The organism is Kluyvera ascorbata ATCC 33433 (assembly GCF_000735365.1).
GTDB lineage: Bacteria > Pseudomonadota > Gammaproteobacteria > Enterobacterales > Enterobacteriaceae > Kluyvera > Kluyvera ascorbata.
Window position 1 is genome coordinate 1 of sequence record NZ_JMPL01000056.1, and the last position, 26,887, is coordinate 26,887.

Sequence of the window (26,887 nt, forward strand, 5' to 3'; positions counted from 1 at the left end):
GTACATCATCGTGTTCCTGAACAAATGCGACATGGTTGATGACGAAGAGCTGCTGGAACTGGTTGAAATGGAAGTTCGTGAACTTCTGTCTCAGTACGACTTCCCAGGCGACGACACTCCAATCATCCGTGGTTCTGCTCTGAAAGCGCTGGAAGGCGAAGCAGAGTGGGAAGCGAAAATCATCGAACTGGCTGGCTTCCTGGATTCTTACATCCCAGAACCAGAACGTGCTATCGATAAGCCGTTCCTGCTGCCAATCGAAGACGTATTCTCCATCTCCGGTCGTGGTACCGTTGTTACCGGTCGTGTAGAACGCGGTATCATCAAAGTTGGTGAAGAAGTTGAAATCGTTGGTATCAAAGAGACTGCTAAGTCTACCTGTACCGGCGTTGAAATGTTCCGCAAACTGCTGGACGAAGGCCGTGCTGGTGAGAACGTTGGTGTTCTGCTGCGTGGTATCAAACGTGAAGAAATCGAACGTGGTCAGGTTCTGGCTAAGCCAGGCTCTATCAAGCCGCACACCAAGTTCGAATCTGAAGTGTACATTCTGTCCAAAGACGAAGGCGGCCGTCATACTCCGTTCTTCAAAGGCTACCGTCCACAGTTCTACTTCCGTACTACTGACGTGACCGGTACCATCGAACTGCCAGAAGGCGTTGAGATGGTAATGCCAGGCGACAACATCAAGATGGTTGTGACTCTGATCCACCCAATCGCGATGGACGACGGTCTGCGTTTCGCAATCCGTGAAGGCGGCCGTACTGTAGGTGCGGGCGTTGTTGCTAAAGTAATGAGCTAATTATTGATTAATTAGTTTTGCACTTGAAAAGGGCACTTCGGTGCCCTTTTTGCTTTTTGTTATTTGTTCCCGCTATATTTTCCGCACGATTTGATCTCTTATTTCACGCTACTTGTTGCGCCTGGCTATTGTAATCATAATTATTCTCACTTACACTCTGTTCAGAAATTGAACGGGAGTGGTTATGTACGTTTGTTTGTGTAATGGCGTCAGCGATAAAAAAATTCGCCAGGCAGTACGCCAGTTTCATCCGCAGTCTTTCCAGCAATTAAGAAAATGCATTCCTATTGGAAATCAATGCGGTAAGTGCGTTCGTGCTGCACGCGAGGTGATGGAAGACGAATTAATGCAAATGCCAGAGTTCAAAGAGATCGCCTAAGCTCGGATTTCTTTTTTGACATCCCTGTAGCCCGTTCTACGCTTCAATAAGTGGAAGCGGAGGGTCTATATAATGAAAGGTGATGTTAAGATAATAAATTATCTCAATAAATTATTGGGAAACGAGCTTGTCGCAATCAACCAATACTTTCTCCATGCGAGAATGTTCAAAAACTGGGGCCTGATGCGCCTCAACGATATTGAATATCACGAATCCATAGATGAAATGAAACACGCCGATCAGTACATCGAGCGTATTCTATTTCTTGAAGGGATCCCCAACCTGCAGGACCTCGGCAAGCTGCATATCGGCGAAGACGTCGAAGAGATGCTGCAATCAGATTTAAAGCTTGAGCTGGACGGTGCGAAGGATTTGCGCGAAGCCATTGCCTACGCCGATAGCGTTCATGACTACGTGAGCCGCGATATGCTGATTACTATCCTCGCTGAAGAGGAGCATCACATAGACTGGCTGGAAACAGAGTTGGATCTGATTAGCAAAATTGGTCTGCTAAAACTACCTGCAAATCACAAATTAAGGTTGAAGGCTAAACGCCGACATGCCCGCCATAATAAAACCCGCAGCCCCCAGAAATGGGCCAAACGGCAGCGGGTTTTTTATCTCTGTCACAGAGTGCCGGTAGCAGGCTACGCCAACAATGTAGGCGCTGGCCATTACGCTTGCCGTCAGGAGTAATCCCGGCAGTTGATGCCAACCGTGCCATGCCCCGAGTGCCGCCAGGTACTTAACGTCGCCATATCCTAACCCTTCGTGCTTGCGAATCCCTCTGTATACCCAATACAAAAAAGCCATAAAACCGTAACCAGCAAGAGCGCCCCACAGGGCATTCACGACATCCGCAGTGGGGTTCAGGCAGAGCTGAAAAAGCAGCCCTGACCACAGCAAAGGGCAGGTGAGCCGATTAGGCAGCAGGCCGGTGCGCACGTCGTGCCAGCAAAGCGAGGCGTTTAGCACCATATAAATAAAAAAGAAGGGGAGGGCGGGTAAACTCATGTCGTCAGCACCGTTGGCGGGAAGGATGCGGGCAGTGTGCGCAGGCAAGAGGAGATGAGCAAAAGGCATTCACTGCATTCGCGAAGCGCTATCCAGATAACTTCGATGGATTGCATTTTTACACACTCGTCTGGGAACGACTGCGCAGGAAACAGTGATTAATTTATAAACACGAGTTGCATCGCATGGGTATTTGTGTATAATGCGCGGGCTTGTCTAATATTGACAGCGGTTCGATATGAGCCACCGGTACTGCGAAAGCGATACCAGACAATGTTCCCAATTGGGGAACTCTGTAAGAACGGTTACACTCTCCCATCAATCGTAATGGGTTTGAGGAGTAACTATTTCGTCTATAAAATAATTGGAGCTCTGGTCTCATGCAGAACCAAAGAATCCGTATCCGCCTGAAAGCGTTTGATCATCGTCTGATCGATCAATCAACCGCGGAAATCGTCGAGACTGCTAAGCGCACTGGTGCGCAAGTCCGTGGTCCGATCCCGCTGCCGACCCGCAAAGAGCGTTTCACCGTTCTGATCTCCCCGCACGTCAACAAAGACGCGCGTGATCAGTACGAGATTCGTACTCACAAGCGTCTGGTTGACATCGTTGAGCCAACTGAAAAAACCGTTGATGCTCTGATGCGTCTGGACCTGGCTGCCGGTGTAGACGTGCAGATCAGCCTGGGTTAATCAGGTCATCGAGCGATTGAGAGGTTGATACAATGATTGGTTTAGTCGGTAAAAAAGTGGGTATGACCCGCATCTTCACTGAAGATGGCGTATCTATCCCAGTAACCGTTATCGAAGTTGAAGCAAACCGCGTTACTCAGATCAAAGATCTGGCTAACGATGGCTATCGCGCTGTTCAGGTTACCACTGGTGCTAAAAAAGCTAACCGTGTAACCAAGCCGGAAGCTGGTCACTTCGCTAAAGCTGGCGTAGAAGCTGGCCGCGGCCTGTGGGAGTTCCGTCTGGCAGATGGTGAAGAATACACCGTTGGTCAGGACATTAGCGTTGAACTGTTTGCTGACGTTAAGAAAGTTGACGTAACCGGTACCTCTAAAGGTAAAGGTTTCGCTGGTACCGTTAAGCGCTGGAACTTCCGTACCCAGGACGCTACTCACGGTAACTCCTTGTCTCACCGCGTTCCGGGTTCTATCGGTCAGAACCAGACTCCGGGCAAAGTGTTCAAAGGCAAGAAAATGGCAGGTCAGATGGGTAACGAACGTGTCACCGTTCAGAGCCTTGACGTAGTACGCGTTGACGCTGAGCGCAACCTGCTGCTGGTTAAAGGTGGTGTTCCGGGTGCGACCGGTTGCGACCTGATCGTTAAACCAGCTGTGAAGGCGTAAGGGGATAGCAATGGAATTAGTATTGAAAGACGCGCAGAGCGCGCTGACTGTTTCCGAAACTACCTTCGGTCGTGATTTCAACGAAGCGCTGGTTCACCAGGTTGTTGTTGCTTATGCAGCTGGTGCTCGTCAGGGTACTCGTGCTCAGAAGACTCGTGCTGAAGTAACTGGTTCAGGCAAAAAGCCATGGCGCCAGAAAGGTACCGGCCGTGCGCGTTCAGGTTCTATCAAGAGCCCGATCTGGCGTTCAGGTGGCGTGACCTTCGCTGCTCGTCCACAGGACCACAGTCAAAAAGTTAACAAAAAGATGTACCGCGGCGCGCTGAAAAGCATCCTGTCCGAACTGGTACGTCAGGATCGTCTGATCGTTGTCGAATCATTCTCTGTAGAAGCGCCTAAAACTAAGCTGCTGGCACAGAAACTGAAAGACATGGCTCTGGAAGATGTGCTGATCATCACCGGTGAGCTGGACGAAAACCTGTTCCTGGCTGCGCGCAACCTGCACAAGGTTGACGTACGCGATGTAACTGGTATCGACCCGGTTAGCCTGATCGCCTTCGACAAAGTCGTAATGACTGCTGATGCTGTTAAGCAAGTTGAGGAGATGCTGGCATGATTCGTGAAGAACGTCTGCTGAAGGTGCTGCGTGCACCGCACGTTTCTGAAAAAGCGTCTGCTGCGATGGAAAAAAGCAATACCATCGTTCTCAAAGTTGCTAAAGACGCGACCAAAGCAGAAATCAAAGCTGCTGTGCAGAAACTGTTTGAAGTCGAAGTCGAAGTCGTTAACACCCTGGTAGTTAAAGGGAAAGTTAAACGTCACGGACAGCGTATCGGTCGTCGTAGCGACTGGAAAAAAGCTTACGTCACCCTGAAGGAAGGCCAGAATCTGGACTTCGTCGGCGGCGCTGAGTAAGTCGGAGGAGTAATACAATGGCAGTTGTTAAATGTAAACCGACATCTCCGGGTCGTCGCCACGTCGTTAAAGTGGTCAACCCAGAGCTGCACAAGGGCAAACCTTTTGCTCCGCTGGTTGAAAAAAACAGCAAATCCGGTGGTCGTAACAACAATGGCCGCATCACCACTCGTCACATCGGTGGTGGTCACAAGCAGGCTTACCGTATTGTTGACTTCAAACGCAACAAAGATGGTATCCCGGCAATTGTTGAACGTCTTGAGTACGATCCGAACCGCTCCGCGAACATCGCGCTGGTTCTGTACAAAGACGGCGAACGTCGTTACATCCTGGCCCCTAAAGGCCTGAAAGCTGGCGACCAGATTCAGTCTGGCGTTGATGCTGCAATCAAAGCAGGTAACACCCTGCCGATGCGCAATATCCCGGTTGGTTCTACCGTTCATAACGTAGAAATGAAACCAGGTAAAGGCGGTCAGCTGGCACGTTCCGCTGGTACTTACGTTCAGATCGTTGCTCGCGATGGTGCTTATGTCACCCTGCGTCTGCGTTCTGGTGAAATGCGTAAAGTCGAAGCAGAATGCCGTGCGACCCTGGGCGAAGTTGGCAATGCTGAGCATATGCTGCGCGTTCTGGGTAAAGCAGGTGCTGCACGCTGGCGTGGTGTTCGTCCTACCGTTCGCGGTACTGCGATGAACCCAGTCGACCACCCACATGGTGGTGGTGAAGGTCGTAACTTTGGTAAGCACCCGGTATCCCCGTGGGGCCTGCAGACCAAAGGTAAGAAGACCCGCAGCAACAAGCGTACTGATAAATTCATCGTACGTCGCCGTAGCAAATAATTTTAGAGGATAAGCCATGCCACGTTCTCTCAAGAAAGGTCCTTTTATTGACCTGCACTTGCTGAAGAAGGTAGAGAAAGCGGTGGAAAGCGGAGACAAGAAGCCCCTGCGCACTTGGTCCCGTCGTTCAACGATCTTTCCTAACATGATCGGTTTGACCATCGCTGTCCATAATGGTCGTCAGCACGTTCCAGTATTTGTAACCGACGAAATGGTTGGTCACAAACTGGGTGAATTCGCACCGACTCGTACTTATCGCGGCCACGCTGCTGATAAAAAAGCGAAGAAGAAATAAGGTAGGAGGAAGAGATGGAAACTTTAGCTCAACATCGCCATGCTCGTTCTTCTGCTCAGAAGGTTCGCCTTGTTGCTGACCTGATTCGCGGTAAGAAAGTGTCGCAGGCGCTGGAAATTCTGACCTACACCAATAAGAAAGCGGCTGTACTGGTCAAGAAAGTTCTGGAATCTGCCATTGCTAACGCTGAACACAACGATGGCGCTGACATTGATGATCTGAAAGTTACGAAAATTTTCGTAGACGAAGGCCCAAGCATGAAGCGCATTATGCCGCGTGCTAAAGGTCGTGCAGATCGCATCCTGAAGCGCACCAGCCACATCACTGTGGTTGTGTCCGATCGCTGAGACTCTGGAGACTAGCAATGGGTCAGAAAGTACATCCTAATGGTATTCGCCTGGGTATTGTAAAACCATGGAACTCTACTTGGTTTGCGAACACCAAAGAATTCGCTGACAACCTGGACAGCGATTTTAAAGTACGTCAGTACCTGACTAAGGAACTGGCTAAGGCGTCCGTATCTCGTATCGTTATCGAGCGTCCGGCTAAGAGCATCCGTGTGACCATTCACACCGCTCGCCCGGGTATCGTTATCGGTAAGAAAGGCGAAGACGTAGAAAAACTGCGCAAAGTCGTAGCTGATATTGCTGGCGTTCCTGCCCAGATCAATATCGCCGAAGTGCGCAAGCCTGAACTGGACGCAAAACTGGTTGCTGACAGCATCACTTCTCAGCTGGAACGTCGTGTTATGTTCCGTCGTGCTATGAAGCGTGCTGTACAGAACGCAATGCGTCTGGGCGCTAAAGGTATCAAAGTTGAAGTTAGCGGCCGTCTGGGCGGCGCGGAAATCGCACGTACCGAATGGTACCGCGAAGGTCGCGTACCTCTGCACACTCTGCGTGCTGACATCGACTACAACACCTCTGAAGCGCACACCACTTATGGTGTAATCGGCGTTAAGGTATGGATCTTCAAAGGTGAGATCCTGGGTGGTATGGCTGCTGTTGAACAACCGGAACCGGCTGCTCAACCTAAAAAGCAGCAGCGTAAAGGCCGTAAATAAGGAGCGTCGCTGATGTTACAACCAAAGCGTACAAAATTCCGTAAAGTGCACAAAGGCCGTAACCGCGGTCTGGCGCAGGGTACGGATGTTAGCTTCGGCAGCTTCGGCCTGAAAGCTGTTGGCCGTGGTCGTCTGACTGCACGTCAGATCGAAGCAGCACGTCGTGCAATGACCCGTGCAGTTAAGCGTCAAGGTAAGATCTGGATCCGTGTATTCCCGGACAAACCAATCACCGAGAAACCGCTGGCAGTGCGTATGGGTAAAGGTAAAGGTAACGTGGAGTATTGGGTTGCCTTGATCCAGCCGGGCAAAGTCCTGTATGAAATGGACGGTGTTCCGGAAGAGCTGGCCCGTGAAGCATTCGGCCTCGCTGCAGCGAAACTGCCGATCAAAACCACCTTTGTAACTAAGACGGTGATGTAATGAAAGCAAAAGAGCTGCGTGAAAAAAGCGTTGAAGAGCTGAACGCTGAGCTGCTGAACCTGCTGCGTGAGCAGTTCAACCTGCGCATGCAGGCTGCAAGTGGCCAGCTGCAACAGACTCACCTGCTGAAGCAGGTACGTCGTGATGTTGCACGCGTTAAGACTTTACTGACTCAGAAGGCGGGTGCGTAATGACCGATAAAATCCGTACTCTGCAAGGTCGCGTAGTTAGCGCAAAAATGGAGAAATCCATTGTTGTTGCTATCGAACGTATGGTGAAACACCCGGTATACGGCAAATTCATCAAACGTACGACCAAACTGCACGTACATGACGAGAACAACGAATGCGGTATGGGCGACGTGGTTGAAATCCGCGAATGCCGTCCGCTGTCCAAGACTAAGTCCTGGACGCTGGTTCGCGTTGTAGAGAAAGCGGTTCTGTAATACAGTACTCGTTCTCGATACGAATAAACGGCTCAGCGATGAGCCGTTTATTTTTTCTACCCTTATCGTTGAAGCGGTGTTATAATGCCGCGCCCTCGATATGGGGCTTTTTAACGACCTGAATTCGGGTCTCAGTAGTAGTTGACATTAGCGGAGCACTAAAATGATCCAAGAACAGACTATGCTGAACGTCGCCGACAACTCCGGTGCACGTCGCGTAATGTGTATCAAGGTTCTGGGTGGCTCGCACCGTCGCTACGCAGGCGTAGGCGACATCATCAAGATCACCATCAAGGAAGCAATTCCACGTGGTAAGGTCAAAAAAGGTGATGTGCTGAAGGCGGTAGTGGTGCGCACCAAGAAGGGTGTTCGTCGCCCGGACGGTTCTGTCATTCGCTTCGATGGTAATGCATGCGTTATTTTAAACAATAACAGCGAGCAACCTATCGGTACGCGTATTTTTGGGCCGGTAACTCGTGAACTTCGTAACGAGAAGTTCATGAAAATTATCTCTCTGGCACCAGAAGTACTCTAAGGAGCGAATCATGGCAGCGAAAATCCGTCGTGATGACGAAGTTATCGTGTTAACCGGTAAAGATAAAGGTAAACGCGGTAAAGTTAAGAATGTCTTGTCTTCCGGCAAGGTCATCGTTGAAGGTATCAACCTGGTTAAGAAACACCAGAAGCCGGTTCCGGCTCTGAACCAACCAGGCGGCATTGTAGAGAAAGAAGCAGCTATTCAGATCTCTAACATTGCACTGTTCAACGCGGCTACCGGCAAGGCTGACCGTGTAGGCTTTAGATTCGAAGACGGCAAAAAAGTCCGTTTCTTCAAGTCTAACAGCGAAACTATCAAGTAATTTGGAGTAGTACGATGGCGAAACTGCATGATTACTACAAAGACGAAGTAGTCGCTAAACTCGTTTCTGAGTTTAACTACAATTCTGTCATGCAAGTCCCTCGGGTCGAGAAGATCACCCTGAACATGGGTGTTGGTGAAGCGATCGCTGACAAGAAACTGCTGGATAACGCAGCAGCTGACCTGACAGCAATCTCCGGTCAAAAACCGTTGATCACCAAAGCACGCAAATCAGTTGCAGGCTTCAAAATCCGTCAGGGCTATCCGATCGGCTGTAAAGTAACTCTGCGTGGCGAACGCATGTGGGAGTTCTTAGAGCGCTTGATCACTATTGCTGTTCCACGTATCCGTGACTTCCGTGGCTTGTCCGCTAAGTCTTTCGACGGTCGTGGTAACTACAGCATGGGTGTCCGTGAGCAGATCATCTTCCCAGAAATCGACTACGATAAAGTCGACCGCGTACGTGGTTTGGATATTACCATCACCACTACTGCGAAATCTGATGAAGAAGGCCGTGCTCTGCTGGCTGCCTTTGACTTCCCGTTCCGCAAGTAAGGTAGGGTTACTGAATGGCTAAGCAATCAATGAAAGCACGCGAAGTAAAGCGCGTAGCTTTAGCTGATAAATTCTTCGCTAAACGCGCTGAACTCAAAGCTATCATCTCTGATGTGAACGCAACCGACGAAGATCGTTGGAATGCTGTTCTGAAGCTGCAGTCTCTGCCGCGTGATTCCAGCCCGTCTCGTCAGCGCAAGCGCTGCCGTCAAACTGGTCGTCCGCATGGCTATGTGGGCAAGTTCGGGTTGAGCCGTATCAAGCTTCGTGAAGCCGCTATGCGCGGTGAAGTACCAGGCTTGAAAAAGGCTAGCTGGTAATTACCAATTGAATCACGGGAGTAAAGACAGATGAGCATGCAAGATCCGATCGCGGATATGCTGACCCGTATCCGTAACGGTCAGGCCGCGAATAAAGCTGCGGTCACCATGCCTTCCTCCAAGCTGAAAGTGGCAATTGCCAACGTGCTGAAGGAAGAAGGTTTTATTGAAGATTTTAAAGTTGAAGGCGACACCAAGCCGGAACTGGAACTGACTCTTAAGTATTTCCAGGGTAAAGCTGTTGTAGAAAGCATTCAGCGTGTTAGTCGCCCAGGTCTGCGTATTTATAAGCGCAAAGACGAGCTGCCAAAAGTTATGGCTGGCATGGGTATCGCGGTTGTTTCTACCTCTAAAGGTGTTATGACTGATCGTGCAGCGCGCCAGGCTGGTCTTGGTGGCGAAATTATCTGCTACGTAGCCTAATCGGAGGAAAAAATGTCTCGTGTTGCTAAAGCACCGGTCGTTGTTCCTGCCGGCGTTGATGTAAAAATCAACGGTCAGGTTATTACGATCAAAGGTAAAAACGGCGAGCTGACTCGTACTCTCAACGATGCTGTTGAAGTTAAACATGCAGATAATGCCCTGACCTTCGGTCCGCGTGATGGTTACGTAGACGGCTGGGCTCAGGCTGGTACCGCGCGTGCCCTGCTGAACTCAATGGTTATCGGTGTTACCGAAGGCTTCACTAAAAAGCTTCAGCTGGTTGGTGTAGGTTATCGTGCAGCGATCAAAGGGAATGCAGTAAACCTGTCCTTGGGTTTCTCTCACCCTGTTGAACATCAGCTGCCTGCAGGTATTACTGCTGAATGTCCGACTCAAACTGAAATCGTGCTGAAAGGCGCTGATAAGCAGGTGATCGGCCAGGTAGCAGCTGATCTGCGCGCCTACCGTCGTCCTGAGCCTTATAAAGGCAAGGGTGTTCGTTACGCCGACGAAGTCGTGCGTACCAAAGAGGCTAAGAAGAAGTAAGGTAACACTATGGATAAGAAATCTGCTCGTATCCGTCGTGCGACCCGCGCACGCCGCAAGCTCCAGGAGCTGGGTGCAACTCGCCTGGTGGTACATCGTACCCCGCGTCATATTTACGCACAGGTAATTGCACCAAACGGTTCCGAAGTTCTGGTAGCTGCTTCTACTGTAGAAAAAGCTATCGCGGAACAACTGAAGTACACCGGTAACAAAGACGCTGCAGCAGCTGTGGGTAAAGCTGTCGCTGAACGCGCTCTGGAAAAAGGCATCAAAGATGTGTCCTTTGACCGTTCCGGGTTCCAATATCATGGTCGTGTCCAGGCACTGGCAGATGCTGCCCGTGAAGCTGGCCTTCAGTTCTAAGGTAGAGGTGTAAGATGGCTCACATCGAAAAACAAGCTGGCGAACTGCAGGAAAAGCTGATCGCGGTAAACCGCGTATCTAAAACCGTTAAAGGTGGTCGTATTTTCTCCTTCACAGCTCTGACTGTAGTTGGTGATGGTAACGGTCGCGTTGGTTTTGGTTACGGTAAAGCGCGTGAAGTTCCAGCAGCGATCCAGAAAGCGATGGAAAAAGCCCGTCGCAATATGATTAACGTCGCGCTGAATACCGGCACCCTGCAGCACCCAGTTAAGGGTACTCACACGGGTTCTCGTGTATTCATGCAGCCGGCTTCTGAAGGTACCGGTATCATCGCCGGTGGCGCAATGCGTGCCGTCCTGGAAGTCGCTGGGGTTCGTAACGTTCTGGCTAAAGCGTATGGTTCCACTAACCCGATTAACGTGGTTCGTGCAACTATCGATGGTCTGGAAAATATGAAATCTCCGGAAATGGTCGCTGCCAAGCGTGGTAAATCCGTTGAAGAAATTCTGGGGAAATAAACCATGGCAAAGACTATTAAAATTACTCAAACCCGCAGTGCAATCGGTCGTCTGCCGAAACACAAGGCAACGCTGCTTGGCCTGGGTCTGCGTCGTATTGGTCACACCGTAGAACGCGAGGATACTCCTGCCGTTCGTGGTATGGTCAACGCGGTTTACTTCATGGTTAAAGTTGAGGAGTAAGAGATGCGTTTAAATACTCTGTCTCCGGCCGAAGGCTCTAAAAAGGCGGGTCGCCGTCTGGGTCGTGGTATCGGTTCTGGCCTCGGTAAAACCGGCGGTCGTGGTCACAAAGGTCAGAAGTCTCGTTCTGGCGGTGGCGTACGTCGTGGTTTCGAGGGTGGCCAGATGCCACTGTACCGTCGTCTGCCGAAATTCGGCTTCACTTCTCGCAAATCAGCGATTACAGCGGAAGTCCGTCTGTCTGACCTGGCGAAAGTGGAAGGCGGTATTGTTGACCTGAACACGCTGAAAGCAGCTAACATTATCGGTATTCAGATCGAGTTCGCGAAAGTGATCCTGTCTGGTGAGGTTTCTACCCCGGTAACTGTTCGTGGCCTGCGTGTTACTAAAGGCGCTCGTGCTGCTATCGAAGCTGCTGGCGGTAAAATCGAGGAATAAGTAGCAGATGGCTAAACAACCGGGATTAGATTTTCAAAGTGCCAAAGGTGGCTTAGGCGAGCTGAAACGCAGACTGTTGTTTGTAATCGGTGCGCTTATTGTGTTCCGTATTGGCTCTTTTATTCCGATCCCTGGTATTGATGCCGCTGTACTTGCCAAACTGCTTGAGCAACAGCGAGGCACCATCATTGAAATGTTCAACATGTTCTCTGGTGGTGCACTCAGCCGTGCTTCTATCTTTGCTCTGGGTATCATGCCGTATATTTCGGCATCGATTATTATCCAGCTGCTGACGGTGGTTCATCCAACGCTGGCAGAAATTAAGAAAGAAGGGGAGTCTGGTCGTCGTAAGATCAGCCAGTACACCCGCTACGGTACTCTGGTGCTGGCGATATTCCAGTCGATCGGTATTGCTACCGGTCTACCGAATATGCCTGGTATGCAGGGCCTGGTAATTAATCCAGGCTTTGCATTCTATTTCACCGCTGTTGTTAGTCTGGTTACAGGGACTATGTTCCTGATGTGGCTCGGCGAACAGATTACTGAGCGTGGTATCGGTAACGGTATCTCAATCATTATCTTCGCTGGTATCGTTGCGGGACTCCCGCCAGCCATTGCCCATACTATCGAGCAAGCGCGTCAAGGCGACCTGCACTTCCTCCTGTTGCTGTTGGTTGCAGTATTAGTGTTTGCAGTGACGTTCTTTGTTGTATTTGTTGAACGTGGTCAACGCCGCATTGTGGTAAACTACGCGAAACGTCAGCAAGGTCGTCGTGTCTATGCTGCACAGAGCACACATTTACCGCTGAAAGTGAATATGGCGGGGGTAATCCCAGCAATCTTCGCTTCCAGTATTATTCTGTTCCCTGCGACCATCGCGTCATGGTTCGGGGGCGGTACCGGTTGGAACTGGCTGACAACAATTTCGCTGTATTTGCAGCCTGGGCAACCGCTTTATGTGTTACTCTATGCGTCTGCAATCATCTTCTTCTGTTTCTTCTACACGGCGTTGGTTTTCAACCCGCGTGAAACAGCAGATAACCTGAAGAAGTCCGGTGCATTTGTACCAGGAATTCGTCCGGGAGAGCAAACGGCGAAGTATATCGATAAAGTAATGACTCGCCTGACTCTCGTTGGTGCGTTGTATATTACTTTTATCTGCCTGATCCCGGAGTTCATGCGTGATGCAATGAAAGTGCCGTTCTACTTCGGTGGGACATCGCTGCTGATCGTTGTTGTCGTGATTATGGACTTTATGGCTCAAGTGCAAACTCTGATGATGTCAAGTCAGTACGAGTCTGCATTGAAGAAGGCGAACCTCAAAGGCTATAGCCGCTAAAAGGTCGCCCGAGAAGTTACGGAGAGTAAAAATGAAAGTTCGTGCTTCCGTCAAGAAATTATGCCGTAACTGCAAAATCGTTAAGCGTGATGGTGTCATCCGTGTGATTTGCAGTGCCGAGCCAAAGCATAAACAGCGCCAAGGCTGATTTATTCGCATATTTTTCTTGCAAAGTTGGGTTGAGCTGGCTAGATTAGCCAGCCAATCTTTTGTATGTCTGTACGTTTCCATTTGAGTATCCTGAAAACGGGCTTTTCAGCATGGTGCGTACATATTAAATAGTAGGAGTGCATAGTGGCCCGTATAGCAGGCATTAACATTCCTGATCAGAAACATGCTGTGATCGCGTTAACCTCGATCTACGGCGTCGGCAAGACCCGTTCTAAAGCCATCCTGGCTGCTGCGGGTATCGCTGAAAATGTTAAGATCAGTGAGCTGTCTGAAGGACAAATCGACACGCTGCGTGACGAAGTTGCCAAATTTGTCGTTGAAGGTGATCTGCGCCGTGAAATTAGCATGAGCATCAAGCGCCTGATGGATCTTGGTTGCTATCGCGGTTTGCGTCATCGTCGTGGTCTCCCGGTTCGCGGCCAGCGTACCAAGACCAACGCACGTACCCGTAAGGGTCCGCGCAAACCGATCAAGAAATAATCGGGGTGATTGAATAATGGCAAAGGCACCAGTTCGTGCACGTAAACGTGTAAGAAAACAAGTCTCTGATGGCGTGGCTCATATCCATGCTTCTTTTAACAACACCATCGTAACTATTACCGATCGTCAGGGTAATGCGCTGGGTTGGGCAACAGCCGGTGGTTCCGGTTTCCGTGGTTCGCGTAAATCAACTCCGTTTGCAGCTCAGGTTGCAGCAGAGCGTTGCGCAGACGCCGTTAAAGAATACGGCATCAAGAATCTGGAAGTTATGGTTAAAGGTCCGGGTCCAGGCCGCGAATCTACTATTCGTGCTCTGAACGCCGCTGGTTTCCGCATCACTAATATTACTGATGTGACTCCGATCCCTCATAACGGTTGTCGTCCGCCGAAGAAACGTCGCGTATAACGCTTCGTTTTCCAGGTTTGTTGGAGAAAGAAAATGGCAAGATATTTGGGTCCTAAGCTCAAGCTGAGCCGTCGTGAGGGCACCGACTTATTCCTTAAGTCTGGCGTTCGCGCGATCGATACCAAGTGTAAAATTGAACAAGCTCCTGGCCAGCACGGTGCGCGTAAACCGCGTCTGTCTGACTATGGTGTGCAGTTGCGTGAAAAGCAAAAAGTTCGTCGTACCTACGGCGTGCTGGAGCGTCAGTTCCGTAACTATTACAAAGAAGCAGCACGTCTGAAAGGCAACACCGGTGAAAACCTGTTGGCTCTGCTGGAAGGTCGTCTGGACAACGTAGTATACCGTATGGGCTTCGGCGCCACTCGTGCAGAAGCACGTCAGCTGGTTAGCCATAAAGCAATCATGGTAAACGGTCGTGTTGTTAACATCGCTTCTTATCAGGTTAAAGCGAATGACGTTGTTAGCATCCGTGAGAAAGCGAAAAAGCAATCTCGCGTTAAAGCCGCTCTGGAGCTGGCTGAACAGCGTGAAAAGCCAACCTGGCTGGAAGTTGATGCTGGCAAGATGGAAGGCACGTTCAAGCGTCAGCCTGAGCGTTCTGATCTGTCTGCGGACATTAACGAACACCTGATCGTCGAGCTTTACTCCAAGTAAAGCTTAGTACCAAAGAGAGGACACAATGCAGGGTTCTGTGACAGAGTTTCTAAAACCGCGCCTGGTAGATATCGAGCAAGTGAGTTCGACGCACGCCAAGGTGACCCTTGAGCCTTTAGAGCGTGGCTTTGGCCATACTCTGGGTAACGCACTGCGCCGTATTCTGCTCTCATCGATGCCGGGTTGCGCGGTGACCGAGGTTGAGATTGATGGTGTACTTCATGAGTACAGCACCAAAGAAGGCGTTCAGGAAGATATCCTTGAAATCCTGCTCAACCTGAAAGGGCTGGCGGTGAGAGTTCAGGGTAAAGATGAAGTTATTCTTACCTTGAATAAATCTGGCATTGGCCCTGTGACTGCAGCCGATATCACCCATGATGGTGATGTCGAAATCGTCAAGCCGCAGCACGTGATCTGCCACCTGACCGATGAGAACGCAGCTATCAGTATGCGTATCAAAGTTCAGCGCGGTCGTGGTTATGTGCCGGCTTCTGCCCGAATTCATTCGGAAGAAGATGAGCGCCCAATCGGCCGTCTGCTGGTCGACGCATGCTACAGCCCTGTAGAGCGTATTGCCTACAATGTTGAAGCAGCGCGTGTAGAACAGCGTACCGACCTGGACAAGCTGGTCATCGAAATGGAAACCAACGGCACAATCGATCCTGAAGAGGCGATTCGTCGTGCGGCAACCATTCTGGCAGAACAACTGGAAGCTTTCGTTGACTTACGTGACGTACGTCAGCCGGAAGTGAAAGAAGAGAAACCAGAATTCGATCCGATCCTGCTGCGCCCTGTTGACGATCTGGAATTGACTGTCCGCTCTGCTAACTGCCTCAAGGCAGAAGCTATCCACTATATCGGTGATCTGGTACAGCGTACCGAGGTTGAGCTTCTTAAGACGCCTAACCTGGGTAAAAAATCTCTTACCGAGATTAAAGACGTGCTGGCTTCACGTGGTCTGTCTCTGGGCATGCGCCTGGAAAACTGGCCACCAGCAAGCATTGCTGACGAGTAACCGGATCACAGGTTAAGGTTTTACTGAGAAGGATAAGGTCATGCGCCATCGTAAGAGTGGTCGTCAACTGAACCGCAACAGCAGCCATCGCCAGGCTATGTTCCGCAACATGGCAGGTTCACTGGTTCGTCATGAAATCATCAAGACGACCCTGCCTAAAGCGAAAGAACTGCGTCGCGTAGTTGAGCCGCTGATTACTCTTGCCAAGACTGATAGCGTTGCTAATCGTCGTCTGGCATTCGCCCGTACTCGTGATAACGAGATCGTGGCAAAACTGTTTAACGAACTGGGCCCGCGTTTCGCGAGCCGCACCGGTGGTTACACTCGCATTCTGAAGTGTGGCTTCCGTGCAGGCGACAACGCGCCGATGGCTTACATCGAGCTGGTTGATCGTTCAGAATCGAAAGCAGAAGCAGCTGCAGAGTAATCTGTAGTAAAGTAAAAAAACCCGCCTCGGCGGGTTTTTTTATATCCTCGCTATCCCCACCCTTCTACAATAGTCGTATCTTTTCTGTTCATTTCTCCGGAGTAGTTTTATGTGGTTACTGGATCAATGGGCCGAACGTCATATTGCCGACGCACAGCGCAAAGGTGAGTTTGATAACCTGCCAGGCCAGGGTGAACCACTGGCGCTTGACGATGATTCAGCTGTACCCGAAGCGTTACGATCTGGCTACCGATTGCTGAAGAATGCCGGATGTTTACCTCCGGAACTTGAGCAGCGTAAGCAGGCCGTTGAATTGGCCGATTTGCTGAAGGGCATTCGTCGGGAAGATGAGCGCTACCAGGAACTGAGCCGTCGGCTGGCGCTGATGGAGCTAAAGTTGCAGCAGGCAGGATTAAGCACCGATTTTTTGCGCGGTGACTATGCCGATAAGCTGATGAGCAAAATTAATGAGGAATAGCTATGTACCGGATTGGTGAGCTGTCAAAACTCGCTGGCGTCACGCCGGACACCGTGCGCTATTATGAAAAACAGCAGATGATGAGCCATGATATTCGCACTGAAGGCGGCTTCCGTCTTTATACCGCGGACGATCTCCAGCGTCTGAAGTTTATCCGCTATGCCCGACAGCTGGGGTTCACCCTTGAGTCGATCCGCGAGCTACTCTCGATCCGCGTGGATCCGGCGCATCATACCTGCCAGGAATCGAAAGGGATCGTGCAGGCTCGCTTGAGTGAAGTGGAATCACGCATTGAAGAGTTACAGGCGATGCAGCGTGCACTGAAGCAGCTGAATGATGCCTGCTGTGGGACTGCGCATAGCAGCCAGCACTGTTCTATCCTTGGCATTCTTGAAGAGGGTGCGGGCGCATCGTAAAATGCGAGTTGAGTGTTCGCACAATTGGGTCTACACTCGCCGCGTAATAAACACACAATCAGGAGATGTTATGAGCCGCTATCAGCATACGAAGGGGCAGATTAAAGACAATGCCATTGAAGCCCTATTACATGATCCGCTGTTTCGTCAGCGCGTAGAAAAAAATAAGAAAGGGAAAGGTAGTTATCTGCGGAAAGAAAAACACGGCAAGGGGTATGGACGGGAGGCCAGTGGCAAACAAGCGATGCGCTTTTTTACCACTGGCTTTCTGCTTTCTGCGGTCTGATTAAGAACGGTTGTTCTGTTCTTTCAGCAGGTCGCGAATTTCAGACAGCAGCACTTCTTCTTTGCTTGGTGCAGGAGCGGCAGCTGGCTCCTCCTTCTTACGGTTAAGCTTGTTGATAAGCTTAATGGCCATAAAGATGGCGAAAGCAACAATCACAAAATCAAAAATGTTCTGAATGAATACGCCGTAGTGCATGACCACTGCTGGTACATCGCCCTGCGCGTCGCGTAGTGTTACTGCGAACTGTTTGAAATCAATCCCGCCAATTAATAGCCCGAGTGGTGGCATGATGATGTCCGCAACTAAAGACGATACAATCTTGCCAAACGCTGCACCAATAATGACACCCACTGCCAAATCGACAACATTTCCTCGCATCGCGAATTCGCGAAACTCTTTAATAATGCTCATTTTATTCTCCCTTGTGCTAGCTGACGTTTATAAGTTTAACAAATGTTTATTTAATTTCCATTGGGGATAATAAATATGCTGGCATTAATTAACCCTTAAATAATAGAAGGTTAATAAAAAAGGCGCTCTGTTGAGCGCCTTTGCGAAATTAGAGGAAGAAGGGACTTGGCTGGAACAGGCGTTCCACATCCGAAATATATTTTTTATCGGTCAGGAACATTATCACGTGATCCCCTTGCTCAATGCGTAAATTGTCATTGGCAATCATCACGTCATTTCCACGAACGACTGCACCGATAATTGTGCCTGGTGGCAGCTTAATTTCATCAATAACACGGCCAACCACGCGTGACGTGCTTTCATCACCGTGCGCAACGGCTTCAATGGCTTCGGCAACGCCGCGGCGCAGAGATGACACGCCGACGATATCGGCTTTACGCACGTGGCTCAGCAGGGCTGAGATCGTGGCCTGCTGCGGGGAGATCGCAATATCGATAACGCTGCCCTGCACCAGATCAACGTAGGCTTTACGCTGGATCAGCACCATCACTTTCTTGGCGCCCATTCGCTTGGCCAGCATTGCCGACATGATATTTGCTTCATCATCGTTGGTAACGGCAATAAACAGATCCACTTGATCAATATGCTCTTCCGCCAGCAGCTCTTGATCCGACGCATCGCCAAAGAAAACGATCGTATTCTGTAGTTTCTCAGCAAGCTCTGCCGCACGTTGTTGATTACGTTCAATCAACTTCACGCTGTAATCTTTTTCCAACTGGCGAGCCAGACCTGCACCGATGTTCCCGCCGCCGACCAGCATAATGCGCTTGTACGGTTTCTCCAGACGCTGAAGCTCGCTCATTACCGCCCGAATATGCTGTGATGCGGCAATAAAGAAGACCTCATCCCCAGCTTCCACGATCGTTGAGCCCTGCGGGCGAATTGGACGATCGTGACGGAAAATGGCCGCAACGCGAGTATCGATATGCGGCATATGTTCGCGCATGGTTGAGAGAGCATTACCAACTAACGGCCCACCGTAATAGGCCTTAACCACCGCCAGACTCACTTTACCTTCGGCAAAGTTGACGACCTGCAGCGCCCCCGGATATTCAATCAGGCGGTAAATATTGTCGATAACCAACTGCTCTGGCGCAATCAGGTGATCGATAGGCACGGCATCGCTGTGGAACAGTTTTTCTGCATCGCGCACGTAGTCCGGAGAACGGATACGTGCGATACGGTTCGGTGTGTTGAACAGCGAGTAGGCGACCTGACAGGCAACCATATTGGTTTCATCTGAACTGGTCACCGCGACGAGCATATCGGCATCATCGGCGCCCGCTTCGCGCAGTACCCGGGGATGAGAGGCGTGACCCTGCACAACGCGCAGGTCGAACTTGTCCTGCAGGCTGCGCAGACGCTCGCCGTTAGTATCGACAATCGTGATGTCGTTATTTTCGCCGACCAGGTTTTCCGCCAGCGTACCGCCAACTTGCCCGGCACCCAGAATGATAATTTTCATCAGTTGCGACCCGTTATCTCATCACTTCTTGATTAGCTTAGCGTAGAAGAAACCATCGCCTTCTTCTGCGCCCGGTAAATTCTGTTGGCCCGGCTGTTCAGGGGTTCCCGTATCGCTGAGCACGGCATCCGGCGTACGCGCCAGGAACGCAGTAATCTGCTGCTGGTTCTCTTCCGGTAAAATAGAGCAGGTCGCATAAACCAGCGTCCCGCCCGGCTTCAGATGAGCCCAGGTGGCGTTGAGAATTTCAGCCTGCAGCTGAGCCAGCTCAGGGATATCGCGATCGCGGCGCAGCCACTTGATGTCCGGGTGGCGACGGATTACTCCGGTGGCGGAGCATGGTGCATCCAGCAGAATGCGGTCGAACAGCTGCTCGCCGCACCATTGTTCTGGATAGCGGCCATCACCCTGCTTAACGGTGGCTTTCATGCCAAGGCGTTTGAGGTTGTCGTAAACGCGCGACAGGCGTTTTTCATCAACATCAACGGCCAGCACGTCAGCCTGTGGTGCGACTTCCAGAATATGGGTGGTCTTGCCTCCAGGCGCGCAGCACAGGTCGAGGATCTGTTCACCGTTCTCCGGCTGTAGATAGCGCATGCAACCCTGAGCAGATGCATCCTGTACGGTAACCCAGCCCTGCTCGAAGCCTGGCAAAGCTAACACCGACGCAGGCGTTTCCAGCCGCACGGCATCCGGATAGTCCGGGTGCGGGAAACCGGTCATGCCGGCTTCGGTTAATAATGCTAACCAGGCATCACGAGAATGGTGGTTACGGTTAACGCGCAGCCACATCGGCGGGCGTTGGTTATTGGCCTCAAGAATGGCTTCCCACTGCTGTGGATAGGCATTCTTGATGCGTTTGACCAGCCAGGAAGGATGCAGGAATCGTAAGTCGCTTTGCGAAAACTCAGAAAGCAGCTCTTCCTGACGACGTTGAAACTGGCGTAATACCCCGTTGATCAGCCCTTTAAGCTGTGGACGTTTGATAACCACGGCGCCTTCAACGGTTTCGGCCAGCGCGGCGTGCGGTGGAATACGGGTATGCAGCAACTGATAGAAGCCGACCATAATCAGGTAGTGAACGGTGCGCTGTTTGCCCGTCATTGGGCGTTCCATCAGCTGCTGAATCATCCACTCAAGCTGAGAGAGCGTACGAAGCACGCCGAAGCAAAGCTCCTGCAGCAGTGCTTTGTCTTTATCGGCGACTTTTTGCTGCAATGCAGGCAGTACGTTGCTCAACGACTGCCCCTTTTCGACGACCTGTTCTACGGCCTGAGCCGCCATGCTGCGTAAATTAAGATGTTTTTTCATAACCGTAAAAATAAAAATGCCCGGAGACTCCGGGCTTTAAAAGGTATGAACCGTCAGAGTAGACGGTTGCCGGGTACAAACCATTCCCGGCGTGAGTTCAGCAGATCCTGCGCACTCATCGCCTTCTTACCCGCGGGCTGTAGCGAGATAAGGTTCAGAATCCCATTACCAGTAGCGACCTGAATCCCCTGGCGCGTGGCTTCGAGGACGGTGCCTGGCTCAGCTCCCGCCGGTTTATCAATCACCGTTGCCTGCCAGATTTTTACCGGCTGCTCATCAATGACGATGTAGCTCATTGGCCACGGGTTGAAGGCGCGGATGCAGCGCTCGAGCTGTGCTGCGCTGAGCGTCCAGTCAACAAGCGCTTCTTCTTTGCTGAGCTTCTCGGCATAGCTGACCAGCGCTTCATCCTGCACTTCAGGCTTCGCGGTACCCGTCGCTAGCAGATGTAGCGTATGGAGTAGCCCCTGAGGTCCCAGCTCTGCCAGTTTGTTGTAAAGACTCGCGCTGGTATCTTCAGCGGTAATCGGGCAGGAGAGCTTATGCAGCATATCACCCGTATCCAGGCCAACATCCATCTGCATAATGGTCACACCGGTTTCCGTATCGCCAGCCCACAGCGAACGCTGAATCGGCGCAGCACCGCGCCAGCGTGGGAGCAGAGAACCGTGAACGTTGATGCAGCCAAGGCGTGGCATAGCCAGCACGGCTTTTGGCAGGATAAGCCCATAGGCAACCACGACCATCACGTCAGCCTGCAGATCTGATACCAGCTTCTGGTTTTCTTCTGGGCGCAGCGAGACCGGCTGGAATACCGGAATGCCTTTCTCTTCGGCCAGTACTTTGACCGGGCTTGGCATCAGCTTCTTGCCGCGACCGGCAGGGCGATCGGGCTGGGTAAATACGCCAACGACCTGGTGCTCAGACGACAATAGCGCGTCAAGATGACGCGCTGCAAAGTCAGGGGTACCCGCAAAAATAATACGTAGTGAATCTGACACGTTAATCCTTATCCTTAGGCACGCGCGTTCAGGCGATCCAGTTTCTCAACTTTCTGACGAATACGTTGCTGTTTTAACGGAGAAAGATAATCGATAAACAGTTTACCGACCAGGTGGTCCATCTCGTGCTGAATACAGATAGCCAGCAGGCCGTCAGCCTCGAGCTCAAACGGGTTGCCATTGCGGTCGAGAGCGCGAATTTTCACGCGTTCGGCACGTGGCACTAGTGCCCGCTGTTCAGGGATAGACAGGCAGCCTTCTTCAATCCCGGTATCGCCGTCTTTTTCCAACAGCTCAGGGTTGATCAGCACCAGTTGTTCGTCACGATTTTCAGAAACATCGATAACGATAATGCGTTGATGGATATCGACCTGCGTTGCCGCGAGACCAATACCTTCCTCGGCGTACATTGTCTCGAACATATCGTCGACAATTCGCTGAATTTCTTCATTCACTTCTTTTACCGGCGCAGCGACTTTGCGAAGACGCTCGTCCGGGATATGTAACACTTGCAAAACTGCCATAAATATCCAGAGTTCTGTTCAGGAGTAGGAAAGATTATTACCTCTATTCTAGACAAAACCCCCTCTAATTGACAGCATCACTGACCAATCGCAAGGATTGCTGGTGCCGCATGTGGCAAGGAGGAAAGGATGTCCCCAGAAGAGATAGCCTTCCGGCTGGTGAAGGTAAATGATTTATACGGCGATGAGATGCTGCAGGTCATGTGCGCACTTCGTCAGGCACGAGAAATTACCCGTCAGACGCTTCATTTAGCAGGTTTAAATGTCAAACAGACTGAGCGTTTTTTCTCTTTAACTTCTGCGGATATGGCGTTAGCCCTGGCGTGGCTCGCAACGCCGGGTAATCATTTGCTGTTTGCGGATTCGCCCTATTATCCTGCTCCCCTTCGCGCTATTCGTGATTATCCTGCGGTACTGTGCGTGCGAGGGAGTCTGGCGTTGCTCGGCACACCCCAGCTTGCCGTCGTCGGCAGCCGTCAGCATTCCCTCTATGGCGAACGTTGGGGGCGCTATTTTTGTGAGGCGCTGGCGCATCTTGGGGTCACTATCACAAGCGGCCTGGCATTGGGCATTGATGGTGTTGCTCATCGAAGTGCCTTACAAGCCGGCGGTAAAACGATCGCGGTCCTCGGGAGCGGTCTGAACCATATTTATCCCCATCGACACAGGGCGCTTGCCGACAACATTGTTGAGCGCGGCGGCGCACTGGTGTCAGAGTTCTCGCTGAATGCCACGCCTGCGCCTTACAACTTTCCTCGTCGTAATCGGATTATCAGCGGGTTAAGTCGTGGCGTATTTGTGGTGGAAGCGGCGCTGCGCAGTGGTTCGTTGGTCACAGCACGATGTGCTCTGGAGCAGGGGCGAGAGGTTTACGCGCTCCCGGGGCCACTGGGTAACCCGGGCATGGAAGGGCCGCATTGGCTTATTAAGCAGGGTGCCATGGCGGTAACGGAACCTGAGGATTTTCTGGCGCTTTTTCCAGAATTAAACAGACATTTGTCCGATAAGCCAGAAATGATAAATAATTGCGCAGATAAGGAATGTGTAGCATTGCCATTTCCTGAGCTCCTGGCTAACGTAGGAGATGAGGTAACACCTGTTGACGTCGTCGCTGAACGTGCCGGCCAACCTGTGCCAGTAACCGTGGCTCAGCTACTTGAACTGGAGTTAGCAGGGTGGATCGCAGCTGTACCCGGCGGCTATGTCCGATTAAGGAGGGCAGGCCATGTTCGACGTACTAATGTATTTGTTTGAGACCTACATCCATACCGAAACAGACATGCGCGTAGATCAGGACAAACTCACTCGGGATCTCACCGATGCAGGGTTCGAACGTGAAGACATCTTCAACGCGCTGATATGGCTGGAAAAGCTCGCCGACTATCAGGAAGGCCTCGTAGAACCGATGCTGCTTGCGTCCGATCCTCTCTCCGTGCGTATTTTTACCGAGGAAGAGAGTCAACGACTGGATGCTAGCTGTAGGGGATTCCTGTTATTCCTTGAGCAGATTCAGGTGCTGAACCTCGAAACGCGGGAAATGGTTATTGAACGCGTCATGGCGTTAGATACAGCAGAGTTTGAGCTGGAAGAGCTGAAATGGGTCATTTTGATGGTTCTATTCAATCTTCCGGGCTGCGAAAACGCCTATCAACAAATGGAAGAATTACTCTTCGAGACGAATGAAGGTATGCTGCATTAATTCATTTTGTGGCATCAAGAGTTGTTATGGTCAAATCTGCACTGTTTACGGTGCCTAAACACGAGCCCTGCCCACAGTGCGGGGCCGAACTGGTCATACGGTCCGGTAAACACGGGCCGTTTCTTGGCTGTTCCCATTATCCGGAATGCGATTACGTTCGTCCCCTGAAAAGCCAGGCGGACGGACATATCGTCAAAATTCTGGAGGGGCAGTCTTGTCCTGAGTGTGGTGCCGTGCTGGTGTTGCGCCAGGGGCGCTTTGGCATGTTCATCGGATGCAGTCAGTATCCTGAATGTGACCACACTGAAGTTATTGATAAGCCAGATGAAACGGCCATCGTCTGCCCCGCGTGCCAACAAGGTCACCTGGTACAGCGCCGCTCTCGCTATGGCAAAAACTTTCATTCCTGCGATCGCTATCCGGATTGTCAGTTCGTCATTAACTTCACACCGGTAGCGGGGGAGTGCCCCGAGTGCCATTACCCGCTGCTTATCGAAAAGAAAACGGCGCAGGGCGTAAAACGCTTTTGTGCCAGTAAACAATGTGGAAAGCCGGTACCGGCGAAACAAATCAGTGAATAAAAACCTGCCATCAGAGGCCGTACAGCGTGCGGTTGTTGCTCTGAATAATAAAGAAGTCATCGCTTATCCAACCGAAGCCGTGTTTGGCGTCGGCTGCGATCCCGATAGTGAAGAAGCCGTCATGAATCTGCTGGCGTTGAAACAGCGCCCGGTAGAGAAAGGTCTCATCCTTATTGCAGCGAGCTTCGAACAACTTAAACCTTATATTGACGACAGCATGCTGACCGATGAGCAGCGCGCCACCGTGTTTGCGCGCTGGCCAGGTCCGGTGACCTTCGTTTTCCCGGCGAAATCCAACACGCCAGGCTGGCTGACCGGTCGCTTTAGCTCGTTGGCCGTTCGCGTCACGGATCACCCGGTGGTGATTGCGCTCTGCGAGGCTTACGGTAAACCGTTGGTTTCTACCAGCGCCAATCTGACGGGGCTGCCACCGTGCCGGACAACTGCAGAAGTGCTTGCGCAGTTTGGCAATGACTTCCCGGTGGTAGATGCTCCGACGGGGGGCCGCCTCAACCCATCTGAAATTCTTGATGCCCTGACGGGCGAACGTTTCCGCCAGGGGTAAACTGTGGAAAGCTATGTTGTTTTTGGTAACCCGATAGCGCACAGCAAGTCGCCATTCATTCATCAGCAGTTCGCTGAACAGCTGAGCATTACTCACCCTTACGGGCGCATGTTGGCACCGCTGGATGGTTTCGTTGAAACCCTGGAAACTTTTTTCAAGCAGGGAGGAAAAGGGGCAAATGTCACCGTTCCTTTTAAAGAAGAAGCGTTTGCCCGCGCAGATGAATTGACGGAGCGTGCTGCGCTGGCGGGGGCGGTCAACACGCTTAAGCGTCTTGATGACGGACGAATTCTTGGGGATAACACCGACGGGATTGGTCTGCTGAGCGACCTTGAACGACTGGGGCTGATTAAACCAGGTTTTCGCGTGCTACTTATTGGTGCTGGTGGTGCGGCCCGTGGCGTACTGCTGCCACTGCTCTCTTTAGACTGTAACGTGACGATTACCAACCGTACGCATGCCCGAGCTCAGACACTAGCTGAGCTATTCCGACATACTGGTAGCGTGAGCGCGCAGGCGATGTCTGAACTTTCCGGGCAGGAGTTTGACCTTATTATTAATGCCACCTCCAGCGGTATTGCGGGGGAGACGCCACCCATCCCCGCTTCACTGATTAATAGTCATGTTTGCTGTTATGACATGTTCTATCAGAAAGGAGATACAGCCTTTCTGGCATGGTGTGTTCAGCACGGCGCAAAACGCTATGCCGATGGGCTAGGTATGCTGGTGGGGCAAGCGGCGCATGCCGTTTTACTGTGGCACGGTATTCTGCCAAACGTTGAACCGGTCATTGCTTCTCTTAAACGCGAGTTGGGCGTATGAATCAGGCTATTCAGTTTCCTGAACGGGAGGAATGGCGAGAGGATCTACAGGCGGTCTGCTTCCCGGCGTTGGTAAATGGTATGCAGCTCATGTGTGCGCTCAGGGCCGATGTCATGACGCGCCGTTTTGGCGGAGAGCAGCCCCAGCAGTGGTTATCGCTATTCCGTGAGAATCGCTGGGATCTGGAAGAAGAAGCCAGCGATCTTATTCGTGAGCAGCAGGAAGACAATCACGGTTGGGTGTGGTTGTCCTGATCCAGATAGTCGTTTTTCCACTTCACATAGTTATTGGCCGAATAGCGTAACCCTTCGAGTTCGGCCTCTTTCAGCGGACGGATCTGCTTAACCGGGCTTCCCAGATAAAGATAGCCACTCTCCAGGCGCTTATGCTGCGGAACCAGGCTGCCGGCACCAATCATCACATCGTCTTCTACTACTACGCCATCAAGCAATATAGAACCCATCCCCACGAGCACGCGGTTACCGATAGTGCAGCCGTGCAGCATGACCTTATGGCCGACCGTGACATCCTCGCCAACGATCAGCGGGTTTCCATCTGGGTTTTTCGCCGATTTATGCGTGACGTGAAGGACGCTGCCATCCTGGATATTGCTTCGCGCGCCAATCTGGATGTAGTTAACGTCACCACGTGCGGCTACCAGTGGCCAGATGCTGACATCATCGGCTAAACGAACGTCGCCGACGATAACGCTGGAGTCGTCGATCATCACGCGATCGCCGATGACGGGGAATAAATCTTTATAGCGGCGTAAAACGGCAGACATGTTTACCTCTTTAAAACGGTGTCATGATGAGATTTCTTCCCATTATTGACCCAATCTGTGCGTTTCTCATCTCAAAATTTAAGCAAATTGCGCACTTACAGCGCAAAAAGTGTGAAAAAGCGACACTTAGAAAAAAAAGTGAGAAAAGGGGTTGTGTGAAAAACAAAGTTCCCTATAATGCGCACCCACTGAGACGGCAAACGTGAATTACTTCACACTAACTAGCCGGTTCGGTTGAAGAGAAAAACCTGAAAATGAGGG

General features: G+C 51.3%; 46 protein-coding genes and 1 pseudogene. 40 read left to right on the forward strand and 7 right to left on the reverse strand.

Translation table 11 applies throughout. From position 1 onward, the window contains the following. The 3 genes and pseudogenes from GKAS_RS13915 to bfr form a co-directional block, all read left to right on the forward strand. A partial coding sequence (locus GKAS_RS13915; RefSeq protein WP_035894969.1) for an elongation factor Tu occupies positions 1-799 on the forward strand: 799 nt, incomplete at its 5' end. 184 nt (positions 800-983) lie between these two features. Next, on the forward strand, positions 984-1,178 hold the full coding sequence (gene bfd, locus GKAS_RS13920) for a bacterioferritin-associated ferredoxin (RefSeq protein WP_035894970.1): 195 nt from the start codon (positions 984-986) through the stop codon (positions 1,176-1,178). 72 nt (positions 1,179-1,250) lie between these two features. Continuing rightward, a pseudogene (gene bfr / locus GKAS_RS13925) lies at positions 1,251-1,729 on the forward strand (bacterioferritin). Here the strand turns inward: bfr and GKAS_RS23980 are convergent. After that, positions 1,713-2,192, reverse strand: coding sequence for a prepilin peptidase (locus GKAS_RS23980; protein WP_072011408.1), 480 nt, complete (start codon positions 2,190-2,192; stop codon positions 1,713-1,715). The pseudogene bfr and the gene GKAS_RS23980 overlap by 17 nt on opposite strands. 380 nt (positions 2,193-2,572) lie before the next feature. On the opposite strand from GKAS_RS23980, the gene rpsJ reads away from it, so the two are divergent. The 31 genes from rpsJ (at position 2,573) to GKAS_RS14075 (ending at position 17,403) form a co-directional block, all read left to right on the forward strand. After that, complete coding sequence (rpsJ, locus tag GKAS_RS13930) at positions 2,573-2,884, forward strand: 30S ribosomal protein S10 (protein ID WP_001181005.1); 312 nt, start codon at positions 2,573-2,575, stop codon at positions 2,882-2,884. A 32-nt stretch (positions 2,885-2,916) separates the two neighbouring features. Then, positions 2,917-3,546, forward strand: a complete 630-nt coding sequence (gene rplC / locus GKAS_RS13935) for a 50S ribosomal protein L3 (protein WP_035894971.1) — start codon at positions 2,917-2,919, stop codon at positions 3,544-3,546. Between the two features lie 10 nt (positions 3,547-3,556). After that, on the forward strand, positions 3,557-4,162 hold the full coding sequence (rplD, locus tag GKAS_RS13940; protein WP_035894974.1) for a 50S ribosomal protein L4: 606 nt from the start codon (positions 3,557-3,559) through the stop codon (positions 4,160-4,162). Then, entirely contained in the window at positions 4,159-4,461 is a 303-nt protein-coding gene (gene rplW / locus GKAS_RS13945) for a 50S ribosomal protein L23 (protein ID WP_035894975.1), read from the forward strand. Before rplD ends, rplW begins: the two co-directional genes overlap by 4 nt. 17 nt (positions 4,462-4,478) lie before the next feature. Further along, the gene (gene rplB, locus GKAS_RS13950) at positions 4,479-5,300 is read left to right on the forward strand and encodes a 50S ribosomal protein L2 (RefSeq protein ID WP_035894977.1); all 822 of its coding nucleotides are present in this window, start codon (positions 4,479-4,481) and stop codon (positions 5,298-5,300) included. Between the two features lie 16 nt (positions 5,301-5,316). Beyond that, entirely contained in the window at positions 5,317-5,595 is a 279-nt protein-coding gene (gene rpsS, locus GKAS_RS13955; RefSeq protein WP_001138117.1) for a 30S ribosomal protein S19, read from the forward strand. A gap of 14 nt (positions 5,596-5,609) precedes the next feature. Further along, a complete protein-coding gene (rplV, locus tag GKAS_RS13960) occupies positions 5,610-5,942 on the forward strand; it encodes a 50S ribosomal protein L22 (protein ID WP_035894978.1) in 333 nt (110 codons plus the stop codon). A gap of 17 nt (positions 5,943-5,959) precedes the next feature. Continuing rightward, positions 5,960-6,658, forward strand: coding sequence for a 30S ribosomal protein S3 (gene rpsC, locus GKAS_RS13965; RefSeq protein WP_006817277.1), 699 nt, complete (start codon positions 5,960-5,962; stop codon positions 6,656-6,658). A 12-nt stretch (positions 6,659-6,670) separates the two neighbouring features. Next, the gene (gene rplP, locus GKAS_RS13970) at positions 6,671-7,081 is read left to right on the forward strand and encodes a 50S ribosomal protein L16 (protein WP_035894979.1); all 411 of its coding nucleotides are present in this window, start codon (positions 6,671-6,673) and stop codon (positions 7,079-7,081) included. Beyond that, a complete protein-coding gene (gene rpmC / locus GKAS_RS13975; protein ID WP_002919754.1) occupies positions 7,081-7,272 on the forward strand; it encodes a 50S ribosomal protein L29 in 192 nt (63 codons plus the stop codon). Before rplP ends, rpmC begins: the two co-directional genes overlap by 1 nt. After that, entirely contained in the window at positions 7,272-7,526 is a 255-nt protein-coding gene (gene rpsQ, locus GKAS_RS13980; RefSeq protein WP_035894980.1) for a 30S ribosomal protein S17, read from the forward strand. The genes rpmC and rpsQ overlap by 1 nt, the downstream gene beginning before the upstream one ends. 163 nt (positions 7,527-7,689) lie before the next feature. Continuing rightward, the gene (gene rplN / locus GKAS_RS13985; protein WP_000613954.1) at positions 7,690-8,061 is read left to right on the forward strand and encodes a 50S ribosomal protein L14; all 372 of its coding nucleotides are present in this window, start codon (positions 7,690-7,692) and stop codon (positions 8,059-8,061) included. A 10-nt stretch (positions 8,062-8,071) separates the two neighbouring features. Beyond that, positions 8,072-8,386, forward strand: a complete 315-nt coding sequence (gene rplX, locus GKAS_RS13990; RefSeq protein WP_035894981.1) for a 50S ribosomal protein L24 — start codon at positions 8,072-8,074, stop codon at positions 8,384-8,386. A gap of 14 nt (positions 8,387-8,400) precedes the next feature. Then, positions 8,401-8,940, forward strand: coding sequence for a 50S ribosomal protein L5 (gene rplE, locus GKAS_RS13995; RefSeq protein WP_035894982.1), 540 nt, complete (start codon positions 8,401-8,403; stop codon positions 8,938-8,940). 14 nt (positions 8,941-8,954) lie between these two features. Further along, a complete protein-coding gene (gene rpsN / locus GKAS_RS14000) occupies positions 8,955-9,260 on the forward strand; it encodes a 30S ribosomal protein S14 (RefSeq protein ID WP_035894983.1) in 306 nt (101 codons plus the stop codon). A 30-nt stretch (positions 9,261-9,290) separates the two neighbouring features. Beyond that, positions 9,291-9,683, forward strand: coding sequence for a 30S ribosomal protein S8 (rpsH, locus tag GKAS_RS14005; RefSeq protein WP_003031127.1), 393 nt, complete (start codon positions 9,291-9,293; stop codon positions 9,681-9,683). Positions 9,684-9,695: 12 nt separating this feature from the next. Continuing rightward, complete coding sequence (rplF, locus tag GKAS_RS14010) at positions 9,696-10,229, forward strand: 50S ribosomal protein L6 (protein ID WP_035894984.1); 534 nt, start codon at positions 9,696-9,698, stop codon at positions 10,227-10,229. Between the two features lie 9 nt (positions 10,230-10,238). Then, positions 10,239-10,592 (forward strand): 50S ribosomal protein L18, encoded by a 354-nt coding sequence (gene rplR / locus GKAS_RS14015; RefSeq protein WP_000358960.1) that lies wholly within the window; start codon positions 10,239-10,241, stop codon positions 10,590-10,592. A 14-nt stretch (positions 10,593-10,606) separates the two neighbouring features. After that, positions 10,607-11,110, forward strand: coding sequence for a 30S ribosomal protein S5 (gene rpsE / locus GKAS_RS14020; RefSeq protein WP_015962744.1), 504 nt, complete (start codon positions 10,607-10,609; stop codon positions 11,108-11,110). Between the two features lie 3 nt (positions 11,111-11,113). Next, on the forward strand, positions 11,114-11,293 hold the full coding sequence (rpmD, locus tag GKAS_RS14025) for a 50S ribosomal protein L30 (RefSeq protein WP_003863301.1): 180 nt from the start codon (positions 11,114-11,116) through the stop codon (positions 11,291-11,293). A 3-nt stretch (positions 11,294-11,296) separates the two neighbouring features. Beyond that, positions 11,297-11,731: a 50S ribosomal protein L15 gene (rplO, locus tag GKAS_RS14030; protein ID WP_035894986.1), complete on the forward strand. Its 435-nt coding sequence runs from the start codon at positions 11,297-11,299 to the stop codon at positions 11,729-11,731. A 7-nt stretch (positions 11,732-11,738) separates the two neighbouring features. Beyond that, positions 11,739-13,070 carry a preprotein translocase subunit SecY gene (secY, locus tag GKAS_RS14035; protein WP_035894987.1) on the forward strand — a complete coding sequence of 444 codons (1,332 nt, stop codon included), beginning with the start codon at positions 11,739-11,741 and terminating at the stop codon, positions 13,068-13,070. 31 nt (positions 13,071-13,101) lie between these two features. Then, on the forward strand, positions 13,102-13,218 hold the full coding sequence (gene rpmJ, locus GKAS_RS23985; RefSeq protein WP_000868187.1) for a 50S ribosomal protein L36: 117 nt from the start codon (positions 13,102-13,104) through the stop codon (positions 13,216-13,218). A 146-nt stretch (positions 13,219-13,364) separates the two neighbouring features. Further along, positions 13,365-13,721, forward strand: a complete 357-nt coding sequence (gene rpsM / locus GKAS_RS14040; protein WP_013364454.1) for a 30S ribosomal protein S13 — start codon at positions 13,365-13,367, stop codon at positions 13,719-13,721. Between the two features lie 16 nt (positions 13,722-13,737). Continuing rightward, positions 13,738-14,127, forward strand: a complete 390-nt coding sequence (gene rpsK / locus GKAS_RS14045; protein ID WP_001029758.1) for a 30S ribosomal protein S11 — start codon at positions 13,738-13,740, stop codon at positions 14,125-14,127. A gap of 33 nt (positions 14,128-14,160) precedes the next feature. Continuing rightward, the gene (gene rpsD / locus GKAS_RS14050) at positions 14,161-14,781 is read left to right on the forward strand and encodes a 30S ribosomal protein S4 (protein WP_035894991.1); all 621 of its coding nucleotides are present in this window, start codon (positions 14,161-14,163) and stop codon (positions 14,779-14,781) included. A gap of 25 nt (positions 14,782-14,806) precedes the next feature. Continuing rightward, the gene (locus GKAS_RS14055) at positions 14,807-15,796 is read left to right on the forward strand and encodes a DNA-directed RNA polymerase subunit alpha (RefSeq protein ID WP_002919219.1); all 990 of its coding nucleotides are present in this window, start codon (positions 14,807-14,809) and stop codon (positions 15,794-15,796) included. A gap of 40 nt (positions 15,797-15,836) precedes the next feature. Next, positions 15,837-16,223 (forward strand): 50S ribosomal protein L17, encoded by a 387-nt coding sequence (gene rplQ, locus GKAS_RS14060; RefSeq protein ID WP_035894993.1) that lies wholly within the window; start codon positions 15,837-15,839, stop codon positions 16,221-16,223. A gap of 109 nt (positions 16,224-16,332) precedes the next feature. After that, positions 16,333-16,701 (forward strand): DnaJ family domain-containing protein, encoded by a 369-nt coding sequence (locus GKAS_RS14065; RefSeq protein WP_035894994.1) that lies wholly within the window; start codon positions 16,333-16,335, stop codon positions 16,699-16,701. Positions 16,702-16,703: 2 nt separating this feature from the next. Then, positions 16,704-17,117 (forward strand): Zn(2+)-responsive transcriptional regulator, encoded by a 414-nt coding sequence (gene zntR, locus GKAS_RS14070; protein ID WP_035894995.1) that lies wholly within the window; start codon positions 16,704-16,706, stop codon positions 17,115-17,117. A gap of 70 nt (positions 17,118-17,187) precedes the next feature. Continuing rightward, positions 17,188-17,403, forward strand: a complete 216-nt coding sequence (locus GKAS_RS14075) for an alternative ribosome-rescue factor A (RefSeq protein WP_035894997.1) — start codon at positions 17,188-17,190, stop codon at positions 17,401-17,403. On the opposite strand, the gene mscL is transcribed toward GKAS_RS14075, so the two are convergent. The 5 genes from mscL to def all read right to left on the reverse strand — a co-directional run bounded on the left by mscL (position 17,404) and on the right by def (position 22,175). After that, on the reverse strand, positions 17,404-17,814 hold the full coding sequence (mscL, locus tag GKAS_RS14080) for a large-conductance mechanosensitive channel protein MscL (RefSeq protein ID WP_035894999.1): 411 nt from the start codon (positions 17,812-17,814) through the stop codon (positions 17,404-17,406). It abuts the gene before it with no gap. A gap of 148 nt (positions 17,815-17,962) precedes the next feature. Next, complete coding sequence (trkA, locus tag GKAS_RS14085) at positions 17,963-19,339, reverse strand: Trk system potassium transporter TrkA (RefSeq protein WP_035895001.1); 1,377 nt, start codon at positions 19,337-19,339, stop codon at positions 17,963-17,965. Positions 19,340-19,360: 21 nt separating this feature from the next. Continuing rightward, on the reverse strand, positions 19,361-20,650 hold the full coding sequence (gene rsmB, locus GKAS_RS14090; protein ID WP_035895003.1) for a 16S rRNA (cytosine(967)-C(5))-methyltransferase RsmB: 1,290 nt from the start codon (positions 20,648-20,650) through the stop codon (positions 19,361-19,363). Between the two features lie 53 nt (positions 20,651-20,703). After that, positions 20,704-21,651: a methionyl-tRNA formyltransferase gene (fmt, locus tag GKAS_RS14095; RefSeq protein WP_035895005.1), complete on the reverse strand. Its 948-nt coding sequence runs from the start codon at positions 21,649-21,651 to the stop codon at positions 20,704-20,706. A gap of 14 nt (positions 21,652-21,665) precedes the next feature. Next, entirely contained in the window at positions 21,666-22,175 is a 510-nt protein-coding gene (def, locus tag GKAS_RS14100) for a peptide deformylase (RefSeq protein ID WP_035895006.1), read from the reverse strand. Positions 22,176-22,304: 129 nt separating this feature from the next. Here def and dprA point away from each other — a divergent pair, with 129 nt between their 5' ends. Genes dprA through GKAS_RS14130 form a run of 6 tightly spaced genes read left to right on the forward strand, consistent with a single transcriptional unit; the run spans position 22,305 to position 26,096 of the window. Continuing rightward, complete coding sequence (gene dprA / locus GKAS_RS14105; RefSeq protein ID WP_035895007.1) at positions 22,305-23,429, forward strand: DNA-protecting protein DprA; 1,125 nt, start codon at positions 22,305-22,307, stop codon at positions 23,427-23,429. Beyond that, positions 23,401-23,874 carry a DUF494 family protein Smg gene (gene smg / locus GKAS_RS14110; RefSeq protein WP_035895008.1) on the forward strand — a complete coding sequence of 158 codons (474 nt, stop codon included), beginning with the start codon at positions 23,401-23,403 and terminating at the stop codon, positions 23,872-23,874. Before dprA ends, smg begins: the two co-directional genes overlap by 29 nt. Positions 23,875-23,900: 26 nt before the next feature. Beyond that, positions 23,901-24,455, forward strand: a complete 555-nt coding sequence (locus tag GKAS_RS23990) for a DNA topoisomerase family protein (protein WP_072011405.1) — start codon at positions 23,901-23,903, stop codon at positions 24,453-24,455. Next, positions 24,448-25,020: an L-threonylcarbamoyladenylate synthase type 1 TsaC gene (gene tsaC, locus GKAS_RS14120; RefSeq protein ID WP_035895010.1), complete on the forward strand. Its 573-nt coding sequence runs from the start codon at positions 24,448-24,450 to the stop codon at positions 25,018-25,020. The genes GKAS_RS23990 and tsaC overlap by 8 nt, the downstream gene beginning before the upstream one ends. Positions 25,021-25,023: 3 nt before the next feature. Beyond that, entirely contained in the window at positions 25,024-25,842 is an 819-nt protein-coding gene (aroE, locus tag GKAS_RS14125) for a shikimate dehydrogenase (RefSeq protein ID WP_035895011.1), read from the forward strand. Then, positions 25,839-26,096, forward strand: coding sequence for a DUF1488 family protein (locus tag GKAS_RS14130; RefSeq protein ID WP_035895012.1), 258 nt, complete (start codon positions 25,839-25,841; stop codon positions 26,094-26,096). Before aroE ends, GKAS_RS14130 begins: the two co-directional genes overlap by 4 nt. On the opposite strand, the gene GKAS_RS14135 is transcribed toward GKAS_RS14130, so the two are convergent. Further along, entirely contained in the window at positions 26,072-26,626 is a 555-nt protein-coding gene (locus GKAS_RS14135; protein ID WP_035895013.1) for a gamma carbonic anhydrase family protein, read from the reverse strand. The two genes, GKAS_RS14130 and GKAS_RS14135, sit on opposite strands and share 25 nt — an antisense overlap. Between the last annotated feature and the right edge of the window lie 261 nt (positions 26,627-26,887).